Annotated in this window: 22 protein-coding genes and 1 riboswitch; of the genes, 15 read left to right on the top strand and 7 right to left on the bottom strand. The window is 67.4% G+C overall.

What is annotated here, in order from left to right; genetic code table 11:
• Positions 1–609 carry a cob(I)yrinic acid a,c-diamide adenosyltransferase gene (gene cobO, locus BRADO_RS22865; RefSeq protein WP_011927723.1) on the bottom strand — a complete coding sequence of 203 codons (609 nt, stop codon included), beginning with the start codon at positions 607–609 and terminating at the stop codon, positions 1–3.
• A gap of 13 nt (positions 610–622) precedes the next feature.
• The gene (gene cobU / locus BRADO_RS22860) at positions 623–1,156 is read right to left on the bottom strand and encodes a bifunctional adenosylcobinamide kinase/adenosylcobinamide-phosphate guanylyltransferase (RefSeq protein WP_011927722.1); all 534 of its coding nucleotides are present in this window, start codon (positions 1,154–1,156) and stop codon (positions 623–625) included.
• A 34-nt stretch (positions 1,157–1,190) separates the two neighbouring features.
• A riboswitch (cobalamin riboswitch) is annotated at positions 1,191–1,384 on the top strand.
• Between the two features lie 123 nt (positions 1,385–1,507).
• Between cobU and BRADO_RS22855 the strand changes: the two genes are divergently transcribed.
• The 8 genes from BRADO_RS22855 to cobJ are packed head-to-tail and all read left to right on the top strand — an operon-like array spanning position 1,508 to position 10,433.
• A complete protein-coding gene (locus BRADO_RS22855; protein WP_011927721.1) occupies positions 1,508–2,140 on the top strand; it encodes a HupE/UreJ family protein in 633 nt (210 codons plus the stop codon).
• 3 nt (positions 2,141–2,143) lie between these two features.
• On the top strand, positions 2,144–2,539 hold the full coding sequence (locus tag BRADO_RS22850; RefSeq protein ID WP_041757680.1) for a DUF1636 domain-containing protein: 396 nt from the start codon (positions 2,144–2,146) through the stop codon (positions 2,537–2,539).
• 15 nt (positions 2,540–2,554) lie between these two features.
• A complete protein-coding gene (gene cobW / locus BRADO_RS22845) occupies positions 2,555–3,592 on the top strand; it encodes a cobalamin biosynthesis protein CobW (RefSeq protein ID WP_011927719.1) in 1,038 nt (345 codons plus the stop codon).
• A gap of 9 nt (positions 3,593–3,601) precedes the next feature.
• Complete coding sequence (gene cobN / locus BRADO_RS22840; protein WP_011927718.1) at positions 3,602–7,012, top strand: cobaltochelatase subunit CobN; 3,411 nt, start codon at positions 3,602–3,604, stop codon at positions 7,010–7,012.
• A complete protein-coding gene (gene cobG / locus BRADO_RS22835) occupies positions 7,009–8,289 on the top strand; it encodes a precorrin-3B synthase (RefSeq protein ID WP_011927717.1) in 1,281 nt (426 codons plus the stop codon). The genes cobN and cobG overlap by 4 nt, the downstream gene beginning before the upstream one ends.
• Positions 8,282–8,914 (top strand): precorrin-8X methylmutase, encoded by a 633-nt coding sequence (locus BRADO_RS22830; RefSeq protein ID WP_011927716.1) that lies wholly within the window; start codon positions 8,282–8,284, stop codon positions 8,912–8,914. The genes cobG and BRADO_RS22830 overlap by 8 nt, the downstream gene beginning before the upstream one ends.
• Positions 8,911–9,669 carry a precorrin-2 C(20)-methyltransferase gene (locus BRADO_RS22825; RefSeq protein ID WP_011927715.1) on the top strand — a complete coding sequence of 253 codons (759 nt, stop codon included), beginning with the start codon at positions 8,911–8,913 and terminating at the stop codon, positions 9,667–9,669. The genes BRADO_RS22830 and BRADO_RS22825 overlap by 4 nt, the downstream gene beginning before the upstream one ends.
• Positions 9,666–10,433, top strand: a complete 768-nt coding sequence (cobJ, locus tag BRADO_RS22820) for a precorrin-3B C(17)-methyltransferase (RefSeq protein ID WP_011927714.1) — start codon at positions 9,666–9,668, stop codon at positions 10,431–10,433. Before BRADO_RS22825 ends, cobJ begins: the two co-directional genes overlap by 4 nt.
• On the opposite strand, the gene BRADO_RS22815 is transcribed toward cobJ, so the two are convergent.
• Positions 10,397–11,170 carry a cobalt-precorrin-6A reductase gene (locus BRADO_RS22815; RefSeq protein ID WP_011927713.1) on the bottom strand — a complete coding sequence of 258 codons (774 nt, stop codon included), beginning with the start codon at positions 11,168–11,170 and terminating at the stop codon, positions 10,397–10,399. The genes cobJ and BRADO_RS22815 overlap by 37 nt on opposite strands.
• A 14-nt stretch (positions 11,171–11,184) precedes the next feature.
• On the opposite strand from BRADO_RS22815, the gene BRADO_RS22810 reads away from it, so the two are divergent.
• Genes BRADO_RS22810 through cobM form a run of 3 tightly spaced genes read left to right on the top strand, consistent with a single transcriptional unit; the run spans position 11,185 to position 13,573 of the window.
• A complete protein-coding gene (locus BRADO_RS22810) occupies positions 11,185–12,420 on the top strand; it encodes a bifunctional cobalt-precorrin-7 (C(5))-methyltransferase/cobalt-precorrin-6B (C(15))-methyltransferase (RefSeq protein ID WP_011927712.1) in 1,236 nt (411 codons plus the stop codon).
• A complete protein-coding gene (locus tag BRADO_RS22805) occupies positions 12,417–12,815 on the top strand; it encodes a cobalamin biosynthesis protein (RefSeq protein ID WP_041756812.1) in 399 nt (132 codons plus the stop codon). Before BRADO_RS22810 ends, BRADO_RS22805 begins: the two co-directional genes overlap by 4 nt.
• Complete coding sequence (gene cobM, locus BRADO_RS22800; RefSeq protein WP_011927710.1) at positions 12,812–13,573, top strand: precorrin-4 C(11)-methyltransferase; 762 nt, start codon at positions 12,812–12,814, stop codon at positions 13,571–13,573. Before BRADO_RS22805 ends, cobM begins: the two co-directional genes overlap by 4 nt.
• On the opposite strand, the gene BRADO_RS22795 is transcribed toward cobM, so the two are convergent.
• Positions 13,543–14,685, bottom strand: a complete 1,143-nt coding sequence (locus BRADO_RS22795; RefSeq protein WP_011927709.1) for a cobalt-precorrin-5B (C(1))-methyltransferase — start codon at positions 14,683–14,685, stop codon at positions 13,543–13,545. The two genes, cobM and BRADO_RS22795, sit on opposite strands and share 31 nt — an antisense overlap.
• Before the next feature lie 35 nt (positions 14,686–14,720).
• Between BRADO_RS22795 and BRADO_RS22790 the strand changes: the two genes are divergently transcribed.
• On the top strand, positions 14,721–16,061 hold the full coding sequence (locus tag BRADO_RS22790) for a cobyrinate a,c-diamide synthase (RefSeq protein ID WP_011927708.1): 1,341 nt from the start codon (positions 14,721–14,723) through the stop codon (positions 16,059–16,061).
• On the top strand, positions 16,058–16,714 hold the full coding sequence (gene bluB, locus BRADO_RS22785; protein WP_041756810.1) for a 5,6-dimethylbenzimidazole synthase: 657 nt from the start codon (positions 16,058–16,060) through the stop codon (positions 16,712–16,714). Before BRADO_RS22790 ends, bluB begins: the two co-directional genes overlap by 4 nt.
• 51 nt (positions 16,715–16,765) lie before the next feature.
• On the opposite strand, the gene BRADO_RS22780 is transcribed toward bluB, so the two are convergent.
• The 3 genes from BRADO_RS22780 to BRADO_RS35155 form a co-directional block, all read right to left on the bottom strand.
• Positions 16,766–17,491, bottom strand: coding sequence for a formyltransferase family protein (locus BRADO_RS22780; protein ID WP_011927706.1), 726 nt, complete (start codon positions 17,489–17,491; stop codon positions 16,766–16,768).
• 19 nt (positions 17,492–17,510) lie between these two features.
• The gene (locus BRADO_RS22775; RefSeq protein ID WP_011927705.1) at positions 17,511–18,839 is read right to left on the bottom strand and encodes a hypothetical protein; all 1,329 of its coding nucleotides are present in this window, start codon (positions 18,837–18,839) and stop codon (positions 17,511–17,513) included.
• A 231-nt stretch (positions 18,840–19,070) separates the two neighbouring features.
• Positions 19,071–19,706: a hypothetical protein gene (locus BRADO_RS35155; protein ID WP_157872605.1), complete on the bottom strand. Its 636-nt coding sequence runs from the start codon at positions 19,704–19,706 to the stop codon at positions 19,071–19,073.
• 20 nt (positions 19,707–19,726) lie between these two features.
• Between BRADO_RS35155 and BRADO_RS22770 the strand changes: the two genes are divergently transcribed.
• On the top strand, positions 19,727–20,431 hold the full coding sequence (locus BRADO_RS22770; RefSeq protein WP_011927704.1) for an RNA polymerase sigma factor: 705 nt from the start codon (positions 19,727–19,729) through the stop codon (positions 20,429–20,431).
• Between the two features lie 138 nt (positions 20,432–20,569).
• Positions 20,570–21,397: a flagellin gene (locus tag BRADO_RS22765; RefSeq protein WP_011927703.1), complete on the top strand. Its 828-nt coding sequence runs from the start codon at positions 20,570–20,572 to the stop codon at positions 21,395–21,397.
• Positions 21,398–21,438: the final 41 nt, after the last annotated feature.

Raw genomic sequence — 21,438 nt, 5'->3', positions numbered from 1 at the left:
CTAGAACTCGATGCCTTCCTGCGCCTTCACGCCAGCTGCGAAGTGATGCTTGATCAGGGTCATCTCAGTGACGAGATCGGCGGCCTCGATCAGCTCGGGCTTGGCATTGCGGCCGGTGACGACGACGTGCAGATCGGGGCGGCGCGCGGCGAGCGTGGCGACGACGTCCGCGATCGGCAGATGATCGTAGCGCAGCGCGATGTTCAGCTCGTCGAGGATCACGAGCCGGATCGCAGGATCGGCCATCAGCTCTTTTGCCTTGGCCCAGGCGCGCTCGGCTGCGGCGACGTCGCGCGCGCGATCCTGCGTCTCCCAGGTGAAGCCTTCGCCCAGGGTGTGCCAGGACACCTGATCGCCGAAGGCCGCGATCGCCTTGCGCTCGCCAGTCTCCCACGCGCCCTTACCGAACTGCACCACGCCGATGTGAAAGCCGCGCCCGAGCGCGCGCAGCATCAGGCCCCAGCCGGCCGTGGACTTGCCCTTGCCCTTGCCGGTGTGGACGACCAGCAGACCTTTTTCGACCGTCTTCGAGGCGACCTCGGCATCCTGAACCGCCTTGCGATTCTCCATCTTGGCCTTGTGACGCGCGTCGTCGTCGTTCTCTGTCATCGGTTCGTCCTCTTCACTTCAAGATGAGCGGCAGCCCGGCCGTCATCAGGATCACGCGATCCGCAACGGCTGCGACGTCCTGGTTCAATCGGCCCTGGGCATCGCGAAAGGCGCGTGCCAGCGCGTTGTCCGGCACGATGCCGAGACCGACCTCGTTGGAGACGGCGACGATCGGGCCACGCGCAGTGCCGAGCGTATCGATCAGGTCCGCGCAAGCCGCTGGAACATTCCTGTCGGCGAGCATCACATTGCTGAGCCACAGCGTCAGGCAATCGATCAAGATCGGCGCGCGATGCTCCGCGCATGCGCGGATGAGACCTGCGAGATCCTGCGTCGTCTCGCGCGTCTGCCATCCCTCGGCGCGGCGTGCCTTGTGTTGGGCGATGCGCTCGGTCATCTCGGCATCGAACGCCTGCGCAGTCGCAACATAGATCCAGGGCGGCGCCTGCGCGGTGATCAGCGCCTCGGCGTGGCGACTCTTGCCCGAGCGCGCGCCGCCGAGCACCAGGGTGAGGCGCGGCAGGTCGGGGGGCGGAGCAGGGGGCATGGGAACGATTCCGATTGACGGGCTTTGGCGCGACCCGTATCTAACAGATGACGGTTCTCCGAAAGGAGAGATTTAGGGAACACGGTGCGGGTCTTCGACCCCAAGCCGCGGCTGCCCCCGCAACTGTAATCGGCGAGTGTGAGGCCAAGACACCACTGGGCAACCGGGAAGGTGGTCTCACGCAGCGACCCGAGAGCCAGGAGACCTGCCGTCGACATTGCTGTTGGCCGACCCGTCGCGCGGGGAGTCGCGATGCTGGTTCTGATCCTGCCGCAAGATCGGCGGGATGCCGTCGGATGCAGCGCATCGTCCGGTCCTCCTGGGGGGAGCCGGCAAGCGACGGAGACGGCCATGAAGTTCACTCGTTATTCGGCGTTTGCTCTCGCGAGCCTCGTGCTGCTCGCGGCGGAGCCCGCCTTCGCGCATCACATGATGGGTGGCAAGCTGCCGCAGACCTTTGCGCAGGGCCTGCTGTCGGGCCTTGGCCATCCCGTCATCGGACTCGATCATCTCGCCGCAATCGTCGGCGCCGGCATCGTCGCAGCGCTGCTGGGGCGCGGTTTCACACCGGTCCTCGCCTTCACGACCGCCATGATCGCCGGTGTCGGCCTGCATCTGGCGAAGTCGAACATTCCCGCAGCCGAATTGCTGGTCGGTCTGTCCACTGCCGTGGTCGGTCTCGTGGTCGTGCTGCGCGGCCGCTTCGGCGTCCTGCCCGTCGCGGCGCTGTTTGCGCTGACCGGCGTCGTGCACGGCTACGCGTTGGGCGAGTCGATCGTCGGGGCCGAGACCACGCCGCTCGGTGCCTATCTCGCCGGCTTGCTCGTGATCCAGACCGCGATCGCTGCCGGCGCGTTTGCCGGCACCACGCTGCTCTCGGCCAGGGCTGACAAGCTTGCGCCGCTGGCGCTGCGGCTCGCCGGCGCTGTCATCGTGCTTGTGGGCGGCGTTGCGGCGGCGACCGCCGCCGGCGTGATCGGCTGATTGATGTCCGCATCGGAGTCGGGTCAGACGACCCTGTTCGTCTGCGTCACCTGCCGGACGCAGGCCGCCGACGTGTCGCCGACTGATCAGCCGCGCGCGGGCGCCCGGTTGATCACGGCAATCGAAGCCGCGCCCGCCGAGCAGCGCGCCGGCGTGACAGTTGTTGGGGTCGAGTGCCTCTCCAACTGCAATCGTGCCTGCACCGTTGCCGTGACGGCTCCCGGCAAATGGACCTATGTGCTCGGCGCGCTGGATCCGGATGTGCACGCGCAGGACATCCTGACGTTCGCGCAACTGCATCAGCGTCACGAGGCGGGCCTGCCGGCATGGCGCGAGCGTCCTGAGTACATCCGCAAGAACACGGTCGCCCGCGTGCCTGCGTTGCCGATACTGCGCTGAAGACCGGAGATCGCAATGACGACATCGTTCGCCAAGACGCCTTGCACCATCGTCACCGGCTTCCTCGGTGCCGGCAAGACCACGCTGGTGCGCAATCTGATCGAGACGGCGAACGGCCGCCGTCTCGCGATCATCGTCAACGAGTTCGGCGATGTCGGGATCGACGGCGATATCCTGAAGGGTTGCGGCGTGCCGGATTGCCCGGAGGACCGCATCGTCGAGCTGTCCAATGGCTGCCTGTGCTGCACCGTCGCCGACGATTTCGTCCCGGCGCTCAAGAGCCTGCTGGACCAGAAGGAGCCGCCCGAGCATATCGTGATCGAGACCTCCGGCCTCGCCTTGCCGAAGCCGCTGGTGCAGGCGTTCAACTGGCCCGAGATCGCGACGCGCGTCACGGTCGATGGCGTCGTCGCGGTGGTCGATGGCCCGGCCGTGGTCGCCGGCCGTTTCGCCGATGATCCGGAGGCGCTCGCCGCTCAGCGCGCGGCCGACGATTCGCTCGATCACGACAATCCGCTCGAGGAGGTCTATGAGGATCAGCTGCTGTGCGCCGACCTCGTGGTCATGAACAAGAGCGACCTCATGAGCGATGACGAGCGCAAGGCGGTTGCATCCGAGATCGCTGCCAAAGTAACACGCGCGGTCAAGGTGATCGCGACCGAGCATGGCCAGCTCTCGGCCTCCGTCCTGCTCGGACTTGGCGCCGCAGCCGAGGACGATCTCGCGGCGCGGCCGTCGCATCACGACAACGAGGCCGATCACGACCACGACGATTTCGAGAGCTTCGTGCTCGACGTCCCGGCGCAGACCTCGCCCGACGCGCTCGTCCACCGTATCGCGGCCGCTGTCGATGCGCATGACGTGCTGCGCGTGAAAGGCTTCGTCGAAATTGCCGGCAAGCCGCTGCGCCTGCTGGTGCAGGCGGTCGGCAGCCGGATCCAGCATCAGTTCGAGCGGCCGTGGCGCGCGGGCGAATCGCGACAGGGCCGGCTCGTCGTGATCGGCGAGCGCGGCCTCGACGAGGCCGCGATCAGAACCCTGATCGCGGGCTAGGCGGGAGCGATGCACCTCCTGGCGACATCCGGCGCTGACATCGACGACCTCGAGCAGGCCGTCGATCTCGCGCAGTCGCCGGCGGAGGTCGTCATACTGTCCTTCTCCGACAGCGACCTGTCCGCGCTTGCCGAGGCCTGGACTGCGAGCGCTGGAGATCTGCCGAGCCTGCGCCTGGCCAGCCTGAAGCGGCTGAAGCATCCGATGTCGGTCGATCTCTATATTGATCGCGTCGTGCTCGGCGCGCGCGCTGTCGTGGTGCGCTGTCTCGGCGGCCTCGACTATTGGCGTTATGGACTCGAGCGGATCGCCGCGGTGTGCCGTAGCCGCAACATCCTGTTTGCGGCCCTTCCGGGCGATGATCGCGCCGATGAGCGGCTCGATGCGCTGTCGACGCTGCCGTTGCAGACCACATTAAAGCTCTATGGCTATCTGCACGAGGGTGGTGCCGGCAACGCGCGCGAATGCCTTCGCTATATCGCCACGCTGCTCGGCCGCGACCTGCCTGTAGCGGATCCGGTGGCGATCGGCTCACTCGTCGGCTTCGTTCCCGATCGCGGCGCTGTCGTCGTCGATGATCTCTGCCGCTCCGGCGATGCGCGGCCGGCGGCCTTGATAACGTTCTATCGCGCCAGCCTGCTCGCCGCCGATACGGCGGGAATCGCGGAGCTGATGCGCGCGCTGGAGCGCGAGGGACTTGCGGCCGTTGCGGTGGCGGTGACAAGCCTGAAGGATCCGTCCCTTGTCGAACCGCTTGCGCGTCTGATCGAACACCGACGTCCCGCGATCATCCTCAATGCCACCGCGTTCTCCGCGTTGCGCGACGACGGCAACACCGTTCTTGATATCGCCGACACGCCGGTGCTGCAGATCATCCAGGCGCAGAGCAGTGAGGACGCCTGGGCGTCGTCATCGCGCGGCCTGTCGCCGACCGATCTTGCCATGAACGTCGTGCTACCCGAGCTTGACGGCCGTCTGCTGGCGCGGACCATCGCCTTCAAGGGCGAGGCGGCGATGGACCAACGTCTGCAGTTCGGCGCGATGCGTCATGTGCCGCAGCAGGATCGCATCGCCTATGTCGCGCAGCTCGCGGCGCGATGGGCGCGCCTGCGGACGCTGCCGGCCGGCGATCGCCGCGTCGCGTTGATGTTGTCGGACTATCCGGCGCGCGGCGGCCGCCGCGGCTACGCGGTCGGTCTCGACACCAGCGCGAGCGCGGCCGCCATCGCTGCGCTGTTGGCGGAGGCGGGCTACGATCTCGGTGACGCGGCTCCGACCACGGAGCAGGTCGAAGCGCTGCTGCGCGACGAGAGCGACGAGCTCATCGTGCCGCTCGCGGTCTATCGAAGCCGGCTCGCGCTGTTGCCCGGCGATATGCAGCGCGCCTTGCAGAACAATTGGGGCGCTGCGGACGCCGACCCGGCGTGTCGCGACGGCGCGTTCCGCTTTCGCGTGCTGCGCACCGGCAAGCTGTCGATCCTGCTGCAGCCGGACCGCGGCAGCCGCGCCGATCGCAAATCGAGCTATCATGATACGGCCGTGCCGCCGCGGCATGCCTATGTCGCGCTCTATGCGCATCTGCGCGAGGTCGAACGGATCGATGCGCTGATTCATCTCGGCGCCCATGGCACGCTGGAATGGCTGCCGGGCAAGGCGCTGGCGCTGTCGCGCGACTGCTGGCCCGAGGCGGTCCTCGGCCCGCTGCCGGTGATCTATCCCTTCATCGTCAACAATCCGGGCGAGGCGATGCAGGCCAAGCGGCGGCTGGCCGCGCTGACGCTCGGACACCTGACGCCGCCGCTCTCGCAGGCCGGCCTGCACGGTCCCTTGCTGGAGCTGGAAGGCCTGGTGGAGGAATATGCCGAAGCCGACGGACTGGACAAGCGACGCCTGAAGCTCCTGGAGGACGAGATCATCGCGCGCGCCTGGCAGAGCGGGCTCGCTGCCGATTGCGGGCTTGAACGCACGATGAGCGGCCGCGAGGCGATTGCGCAGCTCGATGCGCAATTGTGCGACATCAAGGAGCTCTCAGTGCGCGATCGTCTGCATGTGTTCGGCCAGGCGCCGGATGCAGCCGCCAACGCGCTGCTCTGCGATGCGATCGTGGCGGCGACTTATGGCGCCGTGGATCGCACGTCGGTTGACGCGCGGATTCGCGCGAGCGCCTCGGCCGAGCGTAGCGCGTTGCTGGCCGGGCTCGACGGCCGCCGCGTGGCTGCAGGTCCCGCCGGCGCGCCGAGCCGTGGCCGGCTCGACGTGCTGCCCACGGGACGCAATCTCACAGCGATCGATCCGCGCGCCATTCCGACGCGCACGGCCGTTCTCGTCGGCGCCCGCGCAGCAGATGAGGTCATCCGGCGCTATCTGCAGGAGCATGGCGACTATCCGCGGGCGCTCATGCTCGACCTCTGGGCGTCGGCCTCGCTGCGGACCGGCGGCGATGATCTTGCCCAGGCGCTGGCCTATCTCGGCGCGCGGCCGCGCTGGGATCACAACTCCAATCGTGTGACCGGCATCGAGATATTGCCGTTGGCGGTGCTCGGCCGTCCGCGCATCGACGCGACGTTGCGGATCTCCGGCCTGTTCCGCGATCTGTTCGAAGCGCAAATCGCGCTGTTCGATCTCGCCGTTCAAACAGTCGCGGCCCGCGACGAGGACGATGCGGACAATCCGCTGGCCGCCGCGCGCCGCCGCGGTGAAAGCCTCGCGCGCGTGTTCGGCGGTGCGCCCGGCAGCTATGGCGCCGTTGCCGCTGATCTCGCGCTCGGCATGACATGGGAGAGCCGTGCAGAGCTCGGCGCGGCCTATCTCGATGCAACCGACTATAGCTTTGGCGGGCCGCATGACCACGTGCCGGCCGCCGATGCGTTCCGGGCTCGTGTCCGCGGCGCGGATGCGCTGGTGCACACGCAGGACGACCGTGAGCGCGACCTGCTCGACGGGGAGGAGGTGGCCGATTTCGCTGGCGGCTTCGCCGCCGCCGCGGCGTCGCTCGGTGCGTCGCCCGCGCTGCTTCATCTCGATACCAGCCGACCCGACCAGCCCCGTGCGCGCAGCTTCAGCGAGGAGATCGCCCGCGTCGTGCGCGGCCGTCTCACCAATCCGCGCTGGCTCGCGGGCATGCTCCGTCACGGCCACCGGGGCGTCGCGGAGATCGCGCAAGGCGTCGACGCGCTGTATGCCTTCGCCGCGACGTCGGACACGGTGCCGGAGCATCTGTTTGATCTGGCGCATGGGGCGCTGCTGCGCGACGGGGCAGTGTTCGAGGCCATGATCGACCGGAACCCCGCGGCGGTGGCCGCCATTGTCTCGCGCTTCGAGGATGTGCTGAAGAGACGGCTGTGGGTGCCGCGCCGAAACGCGGTCGCCGACGAGCTTGCGGCCGCCCGCGCGCGGCTCGCAACGGAGGCGGCGTCGTGACCGCCGCGAGCGACATCAAGGGTTGGTGTCCGGGCGCGCGGCGGCCGATGCTGAGCGGCGATGGATTGATCGTTCGCGTGCGGCCGCATGGCGGCGCGCTGACCGTGGCCGCGTTGCGCGCGTTGGCCGAGGCTGCGTCGCGCTTCGGCAACGGCCAGATCGATTTCACGCGCCGTGCCAATCTGCAGATCCGCGGCGTGTCGCTGGCGACGTTGCCGCCGTTATGGGAGCTGATGGCGTCGCTCGCGCTGCTCGACGACAGTGCCGAGACAGAGGCGATCCGCAATATCGCAATCAATCCGCTCGCCGGTCTCGATCCGGCCGAGATCATCGACATGCGTCCGATCGCCATGGCGCTTGAGCTGCAGCTCGCGGCCAACGCGGATATGCGGGCGCTGCCGGCGAAGTTCGGATTTGCGCTGGACGGCGGCGGCCGGCTGCCGCTGACGACCTTGGCCGCTGATATCCGCCTGGCGGCGTGGACTCAGAATGGTCCGCGCCGCATCGCCGTCGGGCTTGCCGGCGCGGATGGCGTGATGTGGCGCGGACCGGTCGCCGTTTCGGATGCAGCGGCCGTCGCGGTGAAAGTCGCGCGATGGGTGCTGCGGTACAGCCCGAGCAAACGTGCCGCGGCCCTGCCGGCGACGGCACTCGCCGCCATCACCACCGACCTCGGACTTGATGAGTTTGATGCGATCGCACCAACGTCAGTAGCGGTGACGCGGCAACGTCACGGTGTGATCAGACTGACGGAAGAGACTTGCGCGGTTGGTATCGGTTTCCCGTTCGGCCTCGTCGACAGTTCGACGCTGGCGCGGCTTGCTGCCTCGCTGGCCGCATCCGACGTCTCTGAAATTCGCTTGTCGCCATGGCGCGCATTGTATGCCGCTGCCGGCGGTGATGTTGCCGAGCGGCTCGCAGGCGATGCGGCTCGGCTCGGCCTGATCGTCGACGACGCCGATCCCTTGCTTCGCGTCGACGCCTGCTCGGGCGCCGGCAGCTGCCCATCGACCCGATTGGCGACGCGGCAGCATGCGCGCCTGCTGGCGGCCGACATCGCTCGCTCGCAGTTTCAGGGCACGCTGCATGTGTCCGGCTGCGCCAAGGGATGCGCGCGATCTGCGCCCGCCGACGTCGTGCTGGTCGGCGAGGAGGACTCCTATCGCGTCGTGCGCAACGGCACGGCGAAGAGCGAGCCCAGCAGCACGCTCGATCCGTCTGAAATCGGGATCACGAGCCAGAAGCTGTTCCAATCGCGAGAGAGCGTCCATGTCTGATCTGCGCGATTACATCAAGGATGGCGCGGAGATCTATCGCCGCTCGTTCGCGACGATCCGCGCCGAGGCCGATCTGTCGCGCTTCCAGGGGCTGGCCGAGAAGATCGCGGTCCGCATCATCCATGCCTGCGGCATGGTGGAGATCACGTCCGACATCGAGATGTCGGAGCACTTTGCCGCCGCGGCGCGCGCGGCGCTCGATCGCGGCGCGCCGATCCTGTGCGATGCCAAGATGGTGGCCCAGGGCATTACGCGCGCGCGGCTGCCAGCCAGGAACGAGATCATCTGCACACTCGATGCGCCCGATGTTCCGGCGCTCGCCGCGCAGCTCGGCACGACGCGCTCGGCCGCAGCGCTTGAATTGTGGCGGCCGCATCTCGAAGGGGCGCTGGTCGCGATCGGCAATGCACCGACCTCGCTGTTTCATCTGCTCGACATGCTCGATCAGGGCGCGCCGCGGCCGGCGGCGGTGATCGGAACGGCGGTGGGCTTCGTCGGCGCGCGCGAGTCCAAGGAGGCGCTCGCGGCCGACGGCCGGGTGCCGTACCTGATCGTGAAGGGGCGCAAGGGCGGCAGCGCCATGGCCGTCGCGGCCGTCAATGCGATCGCGAGCGACGTTGAATGAGTCTGCTGGAGACCATCGCCGGTCGAGCTGAGGCCGGGACGCTCTACGGCATCGGGGTGGGGCCCGGCGATGTGCGCTATCTGACGCTGCGCGCGGCCGGACTGATCCAGTCGGTCGACGTGATCGCCTTCTTCGCCAAGCGCGGCATGGAGGGCAACGCACGGCGGATCGTCGCGCCGCTGATGCGGGCCGGCCGCCAGGAGCTACGGCTGGAATATCCGGTCACCGAGGAGGTGCCTGTCGCCGACGCGTCCTATCAAGCGCAGATCGGCAATTTCTATCAGCGGGCCGCCGGCAGCATCGCAGCGCATCTGGCCGCCGGGCGATCGGTCGGCCTGCTGTCCGAAGGCGATCCCTTCTTCTATGGCTCGTTCATGCATATGTGGCGGCGCCTCGAGCAGGATCATCCGGTCGAGGTCGTTCCCGGCGTCACGGGCATGTCCGGCTGCTGGACCAAGGCTAACGTGCCGATCACCTGGGGCGACGACATCCTGTCGGTGCTCCCGGGGACGTTGCCCGAGGATGTCCTGCAGGATCGGCTGACGCGCTGCGAGGCCGCTGTCATCATGAAGGTCGGGCGCAATCTCGCCAAGGCGAAGCGTGCGATCGCGCAGGCCGGACTGCTTGGTCGCGCGCTCTACGTCGAACGCGGCACGATGGAGGCGCAACGCGTCGCGCCGCTGGCCGAGGTCGAGCAGGACCGCGGTCCGTATTTCTCGATGATCCTGATCCCCGGACAAGGGCGCCGGCTGTGACGGGCACGCTCACCATCGTCGGCGTCGGCCCCGGCGCGTCCGAGCTGATCACGCCGGCGGCGTCGGCCGTGATCGCAAGGGCGACTGATCTGATCGGCTATGGTCCTTATCTGGACAGGGTCACGACCAGCCGTCCGGGTCAGATCCGGCACGCCAGCGACAACCGTGTCGAGCTCGATCGGGCGCGGCATGCGCTCGAGCTTGCGAGCGATGGTCGGCATGTCGCGGTGGTATCGGGCGGCGATCCCGGGGTGTTCGCGATGGCGGCCGCGGTGTTCGAGGCGTTGGAGGCGGGCCCGCCGGAATGGCGCGCGCTCGACATCCGCGTCGAGCCGGGTGTGACGGCGATGCTCGCCGCCGCAGCCGAGATCGGCGCGCCGCTGGGCGGGGATTTTTGCGCGATCTCGCTCTCCGACAACCTCAAGAGCTGGGCGACGATCCGGCGCCGGCTGGAGGCCGCGGCGGGCGCCGATTTCGTGATCGCGCTCTACAATCCGATCTCCAAGGCGCGGCCTCATCAACTAGGCGAAGCGTTCGCGCTGCTGCGAAAGATCAAGCCGCCGTCCACCGTGATCGCGCTGGTGCGCGCCGCGGGCAGCGGCGATGTCAGCTCGATCGTGACCTCGCTGGCTGAGGTCGATCCCGCCAAGGCCGATATGCGCACGCTGGTCCTGATCGGATCGACGGCGACGCGCCTGATCGCGCGCGACGGCAAGGCGCCATTCGTCTATACGCTGCGCCGAGAAGCCGGAGCAGGGCGATGAGCAAGCTGCGTCTCGAGCCACTGCAGCGCGGCTCGCGCACCGTCCAGCGCGACGCCGTGCGGCTTCTCCGGCCGCGAGATCATCACGACGGGAATGCCGAGCTGTCGCGCGGCCGCGATCTTCGGATAGGTCGCCGCTCCGCCGGAATTCTTCGACACCACGACAGCGATGCGCTCCTCCGCCAAGAAGGCGTGCTCCTTCGCCCGATCGAACGGTCCGCGGTCCCTGATGAAACGGATGTCGGGCGGCAGCGCGATGTCGCCGGGCGGATCGATCGTGCGCGCGATGTAGTGATGCTGCGGCGCCGCGGCGAAGGCCGCGAGCTCGAGGCGGCCGAGACTGAGAAACACGCGCGAAGCTTCGGACCCGAGCGCACCGACAGCGGTCTCCGCGCTGGCGACCTCGATCCAATTGTCGCCCGCCTGGCGATGCCATTCCGCGCGTTGGATCGAGGCCAGCGGCAGAGACAGCGCGGTGCAGGCCGCAACGGCATGCCGCGAGATCTGGTCGGCGTAAGGATGGGTCGCGTCGATCACGGCGTCGACAGCATGATCGCGCAGCCACGCTTCCAGCCCGGCGATGCCGCCAAAGCCGCCGATGCGGGTCGGCAGCGGCTGCGGCCGTGGCGTGGACGTGCGGCCGGCGAGCGACAGCGTCGTGTCGAACCGGCGGTCGCCGGCCAGGAGCTGTGCCAACTCGGACGCCTCGGTGGTACCGCCGAGTATGAGAATGCGCATGCGGGGCTGGATCCATGGTGAGTCCAAACGCAACCTGCAACGCGCCGCGCTGGCTGTCCATCATCGGGATCGGTGAGGACGGCGTTGACGGTCTCTCTACGCCCGCGCGTGACCTGATTGCCAGCGCGACCTTCGTGGTCGGCGGCGCGCGTCATCTTGAGCTCGCTGCGCCGCTCATCAGGTCGGAGCGGCTCGCATGGCCGAGCCCGCTGCACCTGGCGTTCGAGCAGATCGCAGCACGCCAGGGGCAGCCCGTCGTGGTGCTGGCCAGCGGTGATCCCTTCAACTACGGCGTCGGCAAGCAGCTGATGCAACGCTTTGCACCCGCGGAGATGCTGTGCCTGCCGCATGCTTCGGCCTTCAGTCTCGCCGCGGCACGGCTCGGCTGGCCGCTGCAGGATGTCGCCCAGGTGACGCTGCATGGCCGCGCGCTCGAAGGCATCATTCGCCATCTCGCGCCGGGCGCACGCATCCTCGCGCTGGCTTGGGACGGATCTACGGCCGCAAAACTCGCCGGACTGCTGACCGCGCGCCGCATGGGCCGTTCGCGGTTGACCGCGCTCGAAGCCATGGGCGGGACGCAGGAGCGTGTGCGCAGCGTGAGGGCCGACGAGTTCGACCTGTCCGATATCCATCCGCTCACGACGCTGGCGCTGGAGATTGATGTCCAACCCGGTGCGCCGGTGATCCCGCTGACGTCGGGCCTCGCTGATGACCTGTTCGAGCATGACGGCCAGCTCACAAAACGTGACGTCCGCGCCGCGACGCTGTCGGCACTCGCGCCGACGCCCGGCGAGCTGCTGTGGGATGTCGGTCTCGGCTCCGGCTCGGTTGCGATCGAATGGCTGTTGCGTCATGGCTCGCTGCGCGCATTCGGCATCGAGGCGCGGCAGGACCGTGCGGATCGGGCCATGCGGAACGCGCTTGCGCTCGGTGCGCCCGACCTCCAGGTGGTGGTCGGCCGCGCGCCGACGGCGCTGGCTGATCTCGAACCGCCGGATGCGATCTTCATCGGCGGCGGCATTTCGGAAGCTGGGGTGTTCGAGGCGGCCTGGTCGCGCCTGAAGCCGGGCGGGCGGCTGGTCGCCAATGTCATCTCGCTCGAAGGCGAGGCGCGGTTGATCGATCTGTTCGGCCGTCACGGCGGCGAACTGATGCGCATCGCGGTGTCGCGCATCGAGCCCGTCGGCCGCATGCACGGCTGGCGGCAGGCCATGCCGGTGACCCAATGGCGGGTGAGCAAGCCATGATCGCGCTCGGCATCGGCTGCCGCCGCGACGCGAGCCTCTATGCGATCGAGAACGTGATCGCGCAAGCGCTGAGCGCTGCGAAGCTCGTCGTCGATGACATTGCAGTCGTGGCGACTGCGCGCGACAAGATGAGGGAGTCGGGCATCATCGAGGCGGCGAAGCGGATCGGCTGCCCGCTTCTCGGCCTGACACAAGATGAACTCGCCGCGGTGGCGGATCTCGCGGTCACGCGCAGCGATGTCGTCCAGCGCCTGAAAGGCGTTCCCTCGGTCGCCGAGACGGCCGCGCTCGCAGCGGCCGGCCGCAATGCGCGGCTGATCATGCCGCGGCTCGCCAACGCCTCGGCGACCTGCGCACTGGCGCAAGGCGAGGGACCTGCGGAGACCGGCCGATGACCGTGCACTTCATCGGCGCCGGTCCGGGCGCGGCCGATCTGATCACCGTGCGCGGCCGCGATCTCATCGCGCGATGTCCGGTGTGTCTCTATGCGGGCTCGCTGGTTCCGACGGCGCTGCTCGACCATTGTCCAAGAGGCGCACGCATCGTCGACACCGCGCCGATGGCGCTCGACGAGATCATCGCCGAAATGGCGCGGGCCACCGCTGCCGGTGAGGACGTGGCGCGACTGCATTCGGGCGACCTCTCGATCTGGAGCGCGCTCGGCGAGCAACTGCGCCGCCTCGACGCGCTGAAGATCCCCTACACGGTGACCCCGGGGGTGCCGTCCTTTTCCGCCGCCGCGGCCGCGCTTGGCCGTGAGTTGACCTTGCCGGGGCTCGCGCAGTCCGTCGTGCTGACGCGGACGTCCGGGCGGGCCTCGGCGATGCCCGAGACGGAGCAGCTCTCGCTGTTCGCGCAATCGCGCGCAACGCTCGCCATCCATCTCTCGATCCATGTGCTCGATCAGGTCGTCGCGGAGCTCCGACCGCATTATGGCGAGGACTGCCCGGTCGCGATCGTGTATCGCGCGAGCTGGCCGGATCAGCAGATCATCACGGCGACGCTCGCGACGATCGTCGATCGCGCCGCCGCGGCCAGGCTGGAGCGGACCGCGCTGATCCTGGTCGGCCGTGCGCTCAGCGGCAGAAATTTTTGCAACAGCGCGCTGTATGATGCCGATTATCAGCGGCGCTTCCGCGGGAGGGGCGAATGATTAGCTCCGTGGCTTTGGCCGACCAGTCTGCCACCGCGGTCGAACACCGCGATATCGAGCGCGATGTCGTTGTCGCCGAGCGCGCGGCGCGCGGTCTGCCAGGCCGCGTCAGCAACGACCTGTCCAGCAGGGAAGCCCACGCGTTCTGCCTCCTGCAGCACCTGCAAGGCCGTGTTGGCGCCGCGTGCCGTCGCGACGAGCGCGTCGGGCGCGTGGGCCTGGCGCAGCGTGTCGGCAAGCCAGCCGAGATCGACCTCGCCAGCCCGCGAATGCAGATCGAGCAGGCCCTGGCCAAGCTTGGTCATCTTTGCGAAGCCGCCGGCCACGGTCACGCGCGCCACCGGGTGCCGGCGCAGATATTTCATCATGCCGCCCGCGAAGTCGCCCATGTCGATCAGCGCCGCGTCCGGCAATTGGTACAGCTGCTGCACGGCCTTCTCGGACGTGTTGCCGGTGGCGCCGGCGACGTGCGCCAGGCCGCCGGCGCGCGCGACGTCGATGCCGCGATAAATCGAATGGATCCACGCCGCGCAGCTGAAGGGGACAACGACTCCGGTCGTGCCCAGGACCGACAGGCCGCCGACGATGCCGAGCCGCGGGTTCAGCGTTTTCCTTGCCAGCTCCTCGCCTCCGGGGATGGAGATGGTGACGGCCACGTCGCGCGGGCCGCCGAGCGCGGACGCGGCTTCGCGGATCGCGGCCTTGATCATCTCGCGCGGCACGGGATTGATCGCAGGCTCGCCCGGCGGCAACGGAAGCCCCGGCCGGGTCACCGTGCCGACCCCGGAACCGGCGCGAAAGATGACGCCGGTTCCGTCAGCACCGAGCCGGACCGTTGCCTTGATCAACGCACCGTGCGTGACGTCGGGATCGTCGCCGGCGTCCTTTACGACCGCAGCAGTCGCGCCGGCGTCGCCGGTCTCGTGCATCGCGATCGCAAAGCTGACGCGACGGCCGCCCGGCAGGGCGATCTCGACCATGTCCGGGCAATGGCCGGTGATCAGCAGCTCATAGGCGGCGCGCGCGGCCGCGGTCGCGCAGCTGCCGGTGGTCCAGCCACGCTTCAACGGTCGGTTCGGCGCCACAGCAGATCCCGTCATGGCCGATCGCATAGCATATTTTGCCGGGCGGCGGCGGGGCCCCGACGATGACCGGAACGGCGACCAAGGGACTTATCATCGCGGCCCCGCGCTCGGGGGCGGGGAAGACGACCATCACGCTCGGGCTGTTGCGGGCGCTGGTGCGTCGCGGCGTGCGCGTGCAGCCGTTCAAATGCGGTCCCGACTACATCGATCTCGCCTTTCATGCGGTCGCGGCCGAACGGACGAGCTACACGCTCGACAGCTGGGCGATGTCGAGGCCGCAGATCACCGGGCTGGTCTCCGACGTCGCTGCCGGCGCCGATTTCTCGATCGTCGAAGGTGTCATGGGCCTGTTCGACGGCGCGCCGCAGGCCGGTCGCGCCGCCCGTGGCTCGGCCGCGGATCTCGCCGCGCTGCTCGGCTGGCCGGTGCTGCTCGTCCTCGATGTCAGCGGCCAGACCGAGACGGCGGCAGCGATCGCGCTCGGCTGCGCGCGCTTCCGCGACGACGTCGTCATCGCCGGCGTGATTCTCAATCAGGTTGCGAGCGAGCGGCACAGGGCGCTGATCGCGCCCGCCTTCGCCACCATCGGCATCGACGTGCTGGGCGCGCTGGCGCGTGACCGGCAACTGACCTTGCCGGAGCGTCATCTCGGCCTGGTCCAGGCCCAGGAGATCACCGCGATCGAGACGCATCTCGATCGGCTGGCGGCGCAGATCTCCCAGTCGGTCGATCTGGGCGCAGTGCAGGCGCTTGCGCGGCCGATGCGCACATCCGGCGAAGCCGTGGAGCGATCCGATTTCGGCATCAATCCTCCAGGGCAGCGCATCGCACTCGCATCGGACGCCGCATTCTCTTTCAACTATCCGCATCTGCAGCGGCACTGGCGGGCCGCAGGAGCCGACATCGTGCCGTTCTCGCCGCTGAATGACGACGCGCCCGATCCGTCGGCTGATGCCGTGTGGCTGCCCGGCGGCTATCCCGAATTGCATGCCGGCCGCCTGGCGTCGGCGCCATCCTTCCTGCAAGGCCTTCGCGCGATGGCCGCGCGCGGCGTTCCGATCCACGGCGAGTGTGGCGGCTACATGATGTTGGGAGCGGGGTTGGAAGATTCTGATGGTACGCGGCACGCGATGGCGGGGCTGTTGTCGCTGGAAACCTCCTTCGCCAAGCGTCGCCTGCATCTCGGCTACCGCCGGGCGGCGCTGCTGGCCGACTGCAGCCTCGGCCGAAAAGGGGCGGCCGTTCATGGTCACGAGTTCCACTACGCGACGATCCTGCAAGAGGGCGATGACCCCCTGATCGACTGCCGTGATGCGGCGGGACGCGCAACCGCCGAGCGTGGCGCGCGGCGCGGAAGCGTGACGGGATCGTTTCTGCACGCGCTGAGCGGAGAGAGCGCATGAGCATGACGAGGCCAGCGCCGCCACGGTTCGATGCCGCCTTCAAGCAACGTTTCGCCGAGCTCGTGCGCTGGCGCCGCGACGTCCGGCGGTTTCGCACCGATCCTGTTGACCCGGAACTGATCGACCATCTGCTCATGCTCGCCTCCTACGCGCCTTCGGTCGGTTTTTGCCAGCCATGGCGCTACGTGCTGGTCGAGAGCGCGGCGCGGCGTGCGGCTGTCATCGAGAATTTCAAGTCGGCCAATGAGGCGGCGCTGGCGGGCTATGACGGCGAGCGGCGGGCGCTGTATGCGCGACTGAAGCTGGAAGGACTGACGCAGGCGCCGGTGCATCTCGTGGTCTGCGCCGACGAGGGCGCGGCGACCGGCCACCGTCTCGGCCGCGCCACGATGCCTGAAACCCTGCGCTACTCAGTGGTGGCGGCTGTCCAGACGTTCTGGCTGGCGGCGCGCGCGGAGGGGCTCGGCGTCGGCTGGGTATCGATCCTCGATCCCTTGGCCGCGTGCAGGAAGCTCGAGCTCCCGCCCGACTGGTCCTTGATCGCCTATCTCTGCGTCGGCTGGCCGGAGGAGGAGCATGACGATCCCGAACTGGAGCGTCACGGCTGGGAGAGGCGGCTCGATCCGTCGGCGATCGAGCCGCTGAAGCGCTAATTAGTTAGCGCATGATCCGGGAGAGCCGCTCTTCCAACCGGATCACTCCTCTCACGACGCCAGTGCCAGCGCAGGTGCGTCCGGCGCGACGGGAGCTGCAGCCGGGTACGCTGCGCCGTCCAGCCGGAAGCGATGGCCGTGAACCGTCACGGTGAGCGGGATGCCGCGAAAGTCGTCGTGGAAAGCCTGGATGCGGCGCTTCATCTCGGCCGCATCGATGTCGGCCGGCATGTCGCACATCGCGGCATACATCTGCCTGCTGCTCTTGGTCCCGCTCCAGGCAATCGGGAGAACCGGCAGCGGAGCAAGGTGGCAGGCCAGATCGCGCGACATGCGCCAGAACAGATAGGCAAGGCGCACGAACGCCATCTGCTCCAGGCCACGGACGTCGACGCCGTCAGGAATGTCGAAGGTCTCGACACCGACAATTCCTCCGCAATCGACACGCGGCTCCATCACATGAGCCGTCGCGCCGAAACGTTTGGCGCCGTCGTAGATTGCGAAATGCGCCGGTGCCCAGCCCGGATAGTCCGGCGGTCCCGGATGAAAATTGTAGGCGCCATGACCGAGCGCCCGCAGGATGGCCGGAGGAACGACAACGCCGGAGGTGAAGGCAAGCAGACGGGCTCCGGCGAGCACGTCGATCTCGATCGCCTCGAGCTCCTGCAGGGTGACGGCACAGCGAAACCTCAGTGCGGGATTGTGTGCCTTGAGAAGCTCGGTCAAGGCAAGCTGCTGATCGCGGCTGCCGGTGAGAAGGATGATCGTATCGAGCATGAGCAGATCCAGTTTGAGTTCAGCGCCCGCGGGCATCGATGTTGGTCGGCTGCCGCGATGTCTTCGCGGCGGCCAGTGCACGGAACAGGTCCGGTTGCAGCTCTTGTCCGGACGCCAACACGATGACCTCGTGGCCGGCGAGACGCCCGGCCTCGCGGGCGACCCGCACGTCGCGTTGCCAAGCGCAGAGCGAGATCTCAAGACGGGAGAAGCCGCCATGATCGTTCGTGAATGCGCTGGCCAGCGCTTCGACGCTCGCCGCCGCGTCGCGCGCATTGCCGCCTTCATCGCGCAGGATGATGCTGATCGCCTTGTCGCGCGGTGCGTCCGATCGAAGGACCAGCAGCGGATCGCGTCCCCCGGCGCGTCCCGCGTGCCGGGCTGACCGGACCATCTCCGCGAAGCTCGGATCGGGACCGAGATCGACCGTCGACGGATTCAGATTGTGAACGATCACGGCGTTCCCTGCGCCGGGCTCGCCGGCAACGGCATGGTAGGAGCGGGGAAGCCAGATCGTATCGAGCGGAAGCTGGGACGATACGGAGCTCCAGGCCTGGTCGATGAGATAGCCTTCCCAGACGTCTGGGTAGGATGACGCGATCTCACCCCATGCCGACAGCAGCATCTCCGCCGCGCTCGACTGGCCGAAGTAGAGGGTCCGCGCCGACATCTCCCAGCCGTTCCACTTGTGAGCGCCGAAATCGCGGCCGGCGAGCAGGGGCAGCGACGGCACGGATTGCAGCATCACGTCGGGGGCGACGAACAGCAGCGGCGCCGCATGCCGCCGCCACATGCGCTGGATGAAGGCGATCTTCTCGGCGGTGCTCACGACATCCGGCCGGCGTGTTTGGATCGGCTCGATATCGAACGGCAGCCCGAGACGCTGCAGCGAGCGCCTCAGATGATAGATGTGCAGATCACCGGTATCGCTAGGATGACAGCACACCACGCGTGGCGCGTCACGCGCGGACGCAGCTTCCGGCAGCTTCCAGCCGAGGCCGCCCCACCATAATTCGTGCGGGCCGGCGGCGCATGCCCCGACCGTGCCGAACTCTGTCAGCTTCGATTTCAGGAAATCAAAGGCGGGATTTTCACCGAATGGAATCACGACCGCGTCGTCTGCGGTGAGCCGGCCATAGAGCAGCTCGGCACCTGGACCGGTCGGCGGATCGATCACGACGAGCGTTCGCCCCGCTGCAGTCGAGAGGCCGTTGGCCGACGACACCAGCGGTCCGAATGTCCGCGACAGCCATTGCAGACGGCGTTCTTGCTGGGTGCTGAGTCTGACGCCGACAGCGCGCAACTCCTCGATGGGATCGTCGGCGTTCATGTTGGCGGGTCGCGGCATCGGGCAGGGTCCTCCTGACCAGTCAAACGAACCACGAGCGCCAATCAGGCGCGGCGAATATGCAATGGACTGAACTGATGATTGTGATCCGCCTGTGAGCAAGTAGTGCGTGTGTTTTGTGCCTGATTGTTGCGCAGTCTTGTCTGGATATTGGAGCCGGCGGATTGGCTCTGCACCCAATTCAGCGCGTGTCCTCGCTCACGCCCGAGATGCAGTGCGAAGATTGTACGGTCAGACAACGCGAATGAGCATCTTTTTGCGGTCGTCAACTACAAAGTCCGTGATAGCGCGAACCGGTGCCTTGTCGACGGAATTGCCAGTTTGAAACATTGCGAAACATGCGCGATTAATCGAGGCGCCCGACATGTCGCGTCGTTCGCATCGCATTTGGCCGCTGCTATCAACTCTAACGTATGAGCTCGCGGTATCAGGCGCGCAAAGTCGAAAAAAACGTCGCGAGAATGGAAAAACCTCGCCGGCAAGAACTGACAGGTCTGGAAAATAAGATAGTTTTGTCGGTGTGATTCGGAAAAAATTGCCGAGCGATTTTCTCGCCTGGCGGGCAGTTTTTTGTGAACTCAACCGGGCGGCCCATTCGTCGTAGTTTTGATCCCGGGGCGTTGTTAGTAAGCGTTGCAGCTGCGTTTTCAGTCGAATTCGTCTTCTGGAATGAACCCCGCCATGCCGACCCGCGGCCATTTTGAATCCGCCATCGCTCCCGGCCTCGTTCGCATGCGGCAGAATTTGCCCGGTGCTCGGCAAAAAACTCCATCTAACCAATTGAAAAACCACAAAAATATTCCGCCTGTTTATCTCGATGACGGCGTTCAACGATTGGAAGCCGTCTGCGAATTGCGCGTTCGGCATTGCGGGTTGGAGAGTCGGAAATGAGCTACGCGCTGGACGTCAGAGCCCCGGCCGATGGCATGTCTTCGAGCGAGCCCGCGTCACCGGAGATCATGACGGTGCCGTGGAGCGAGTCGGTCAGCACTGTTCCTGATGGCGCGCCGCCAAGCGAGGATGCGGTATTCGACGAGGACTCCGAACTGCTCGACCGGCTCGCGACCGGCGACGAGGTTGCGTTCCGCCTCCTCGTCGAGCGTCACATCGACCGGGCCTATGCGATCGCGTTGCGGATCGTCGGGAGCGCGGCCGATGCCGAAGACGTCGTGCAGGACACGATGTTGAAGGTCTGGACTCATCGGGGGCGATGGCAGCACGGTCGCGCGAAGTTCTCCACCTGGCTCTATCGCGTCGTCAGCAACCGCTGCATCGATCTGCGCCGCAAGCCGCGGACGGAAAATGTCGATGTCGTGCCCGAGGTCCCCGACGGCAAGCCCGACGCGGTGAGCGTGATCGAGCGTGCGCAGATGAGCGACCTGCTCGAGTCGGCGATGCAGCGTCTGCCGGAGCAGCAGCGCGTCGCCGTCATTCTGTCCTATCATGAGAACATGAGCAACGGCGAGATCGCCGAGGTGATGGAGACAACGGTGACGGCGGTGGAGTCGCTGTTGAAGCGCGGCCGCCAGCAGCTGCGCGAGATGCTGCGCCGGCACGAGCGGGACATCCGCGGCGCCTTTACTGATTGCTAACCATAAGTTTCCCAGCGGAAGAGAATTCCCGCCTGAATCCCGCACGCGATTCCGTTTGATCGATCAGACGGGGCTGATCCGCGCCGTCAGTCCTTCCACGATGCGGCGTGTCTCGCCGATCACCCAGGAGTCCTCACCGTGCCCGCAATCTCAACCAACGTCGCCGCCAACTCGGCCGTCCGCTATCTCAACATCAACTCCTCGCAGGAGACGAGCTCGCTCTCCAAGCTGTCGAGCGGCTCGCGCATCACCTCCGCCTCCGACGACGCCGCGGGCCTCGCGATTTCCACCCGCATCTCCTCCGACATCACCACGCTGCAGCAGGCGGCCACCAACGCGTCGCAGGCCACTTCGATCCTGCAGACTGCCGATGGCGGCGCCTCCAACATCAGCGATATTCTCGCCCGCATGAAGTCGCTGGCGTCGGAGTCGGCCTCGGGCACCACCGTCGATTCGAGCAGCCGCAGCTACATCCAGTCCGAATTCTCGCAGCTGATCTCCGAAATCGATTCGATCGCGTCCGGCACGCGCTACTCCGGCACCAGCCTGCTCGACGGCACCAGCTCGTTCTCCACCGGCGTGAACGTGCTCGTCGGCTCCAACAGCACGGACGTGATCCAGATCAAGCTGTCGAGCCTGACCTCGACCGCGCTCGGGGTCTCGACGCTGGATGTCAGCACCCAGACCGGCGCATCGACGGCGCTGACGACGCTCGATACGGCGATCAGCAACGTGTCCGCGGCGCGCGCCGACATCGGCGCGCAGGAGTCGCGCTTCAACTTCTCCGCCGACTCGATCTCGACGCAGACGCAGAACCTGCAATCGGCGAACTCGGCGATCAAGGACGTCGATATCGCGTCCGAGCAGGCGAAGCTGTCGTCGGCGCAGGTCAAGACGCAGGCTGCGGTCTCGGCGGAAGCCGCCGCGAACCAGATCCCGCAATACCTGCTGAAGCTGCTGGGCTGATACCTGACCCGCCGGGCCGGCGTGACGCCGGTCCGGCGCTT

The sequence above is a fragment of the Bradyrhizobium sp. ORS 278 genome (genome assembly GCF_000026145.1).
In the GTDB taxonomy this organism is placed as follows: Bacteria; Pseudomonadota; Alphaproteobacteria; order Rhizobiales; family Xanthobacteraceae; genus Bradyrhizobium.
Note: the sequence above shows the minus strand (reverse complement) of the source record. Positions and strands in the feature narration are given on the sequence as shown.

What these genes read in the sequence shown, in the direction of transcription:
- cobO (WP_011927723.1), bottom strand. Translation starts at nt 609, where the DNA reads ATGACAGAGAACGACGACGACGCGCGTCACAAGGCCAAGATGGAGAAT.
- cobU (WP_011927722.1), bottom strand. Translation starts at nt 1,156, where the DNA reads ATGCCCCCTGCTCCGCCCCCCGACCTGCCGCGCCTCACCCTGGTGCTC.
- BRADO_RS22855 (WP_011927721.1), top strand. Translation starts at nt 1,508, where the DNA reads ATGAAGTTCACTCGTTATTCGGCGTTTGCTCTCGCGAGCCTCGTGCTG.
- BRADO_RS22850 (WP_041757680.1), top strand. Translation starts at nt 2,144, where the DNA reads ATGTCCGCATCGGAGTCGGGTCAGACGACCCTGTTCGTCTGCGTCACC.
- cobW (WP_011927719.1), top strand. Translation starts at nt 2,555, where the DNA reads ATGACGACATCGTTCGCCAAGACGCCTTGCACCATCGTCACCGGCTTC.
- cobN (WP_011927718.1), top strand. Translation starts at nt 3,602, where the DNA reads ATGCACCTCCTGGCGACATCCGGCGCTGACATCGACGACCTCGAGCAG.
- BRADO_RS22830 (WP_011927716.1), top strand. Translation starts at nt 8,282, where the DNA reads ATGTCTGATCTGCGCGATTACATCAAGGATGGCGCGGAGATCTATCGC.
- BRADO_RS22825 (WP_011927715.1), top strand. Translation starts at nt 8,911, where the DNA reads ATGAGTCTGCTGGAGACCATCGCCGGTCGAGCTGAGGCCGGGACGCTC.
- BRADO_RS22815 (WP_011927713.1), bottom strand. Translation starts at nt 11,170, where the DNA reads ATGCGCATTCTCATACTCGGCGGTACCACCGAGGCGTCCGAGTTGGCA.
- BRADO_RS22810 (WP_011927712.1), top strand. Translation starts at nt 11,185, where the DNA reads ATGGTGAGTCCAAACGCAACCTGCAACGCGCCGCGCTGGCTGTCCATC.
- BRADO_RS22805 (WP_041756812.1), top strand. Translation starts at nt 12,417, where the DNA reads ATGATCGCGCTCGGCATCGGCTGCCGCCGCGACGCGAGCCTCTATGCG.
- cobM (WP_011927710.1), top strand. Translation starts at nt 12,812, where the DNA reads ATGACCGTGCACTTCATCGGCGCCGGTCCGGGCGCGGCCGATCTGATC.
- BRADO_RS22795 (WP_011927709.1), bottom strand. Translation starts at nt 14,685, where the DNA reads ATGCGATCGGCCATGACGGGATCTGCTGTGGCGCCGAACCGACCGTTG.
- BRADO_RS22790 (WP_011927708.1), top strand. Translation starts at nt 14,721, where the DNA reads ATGACCGGAACGGCGACCAAGGGACTTATCATCGCGGCCCCGCGCTCG.
- bluB (WP_041756810.1), top strand. Translation starts at nt 16,058, where the DNA reads ATGAGCATGACGAGGCCAGCGCCGCCACGGTTCGATGCCGCCTTCAAG.
- BRADO_RS22780 (WP_011927706.1), bottom strand. Translation starts at nt 17,491, where the DNA reads ATGCTCGATACGATCATCCTTCTCACCGGCAGCCGCGATCAGCAGCTT.
- BRADO_RS22775 (WP_011927705.1), bottom strand. Translation starts at nt 18,839, where the DNA reads ATGCCGCGACCCGCCAACATGAACGCCGACGATCCCATCGAGGAGTTG.
- BRADO_RS35155 (WP_157872605.1), bottom strand. Translation starts at nt 19,706, where the DNA reads ATGCCGAACGCGCAATTCGCAGACGGCTTCCAATCGTTGAACGCCGTC.
- BRADO_RS22770 (WP_011927704.1), top strand. Translation starts at nt 19,727, where the DNA reads ATGAGCTACGCGCTGGACGTCAGAGCCCCGGCCGATGGCATGTCTTCG.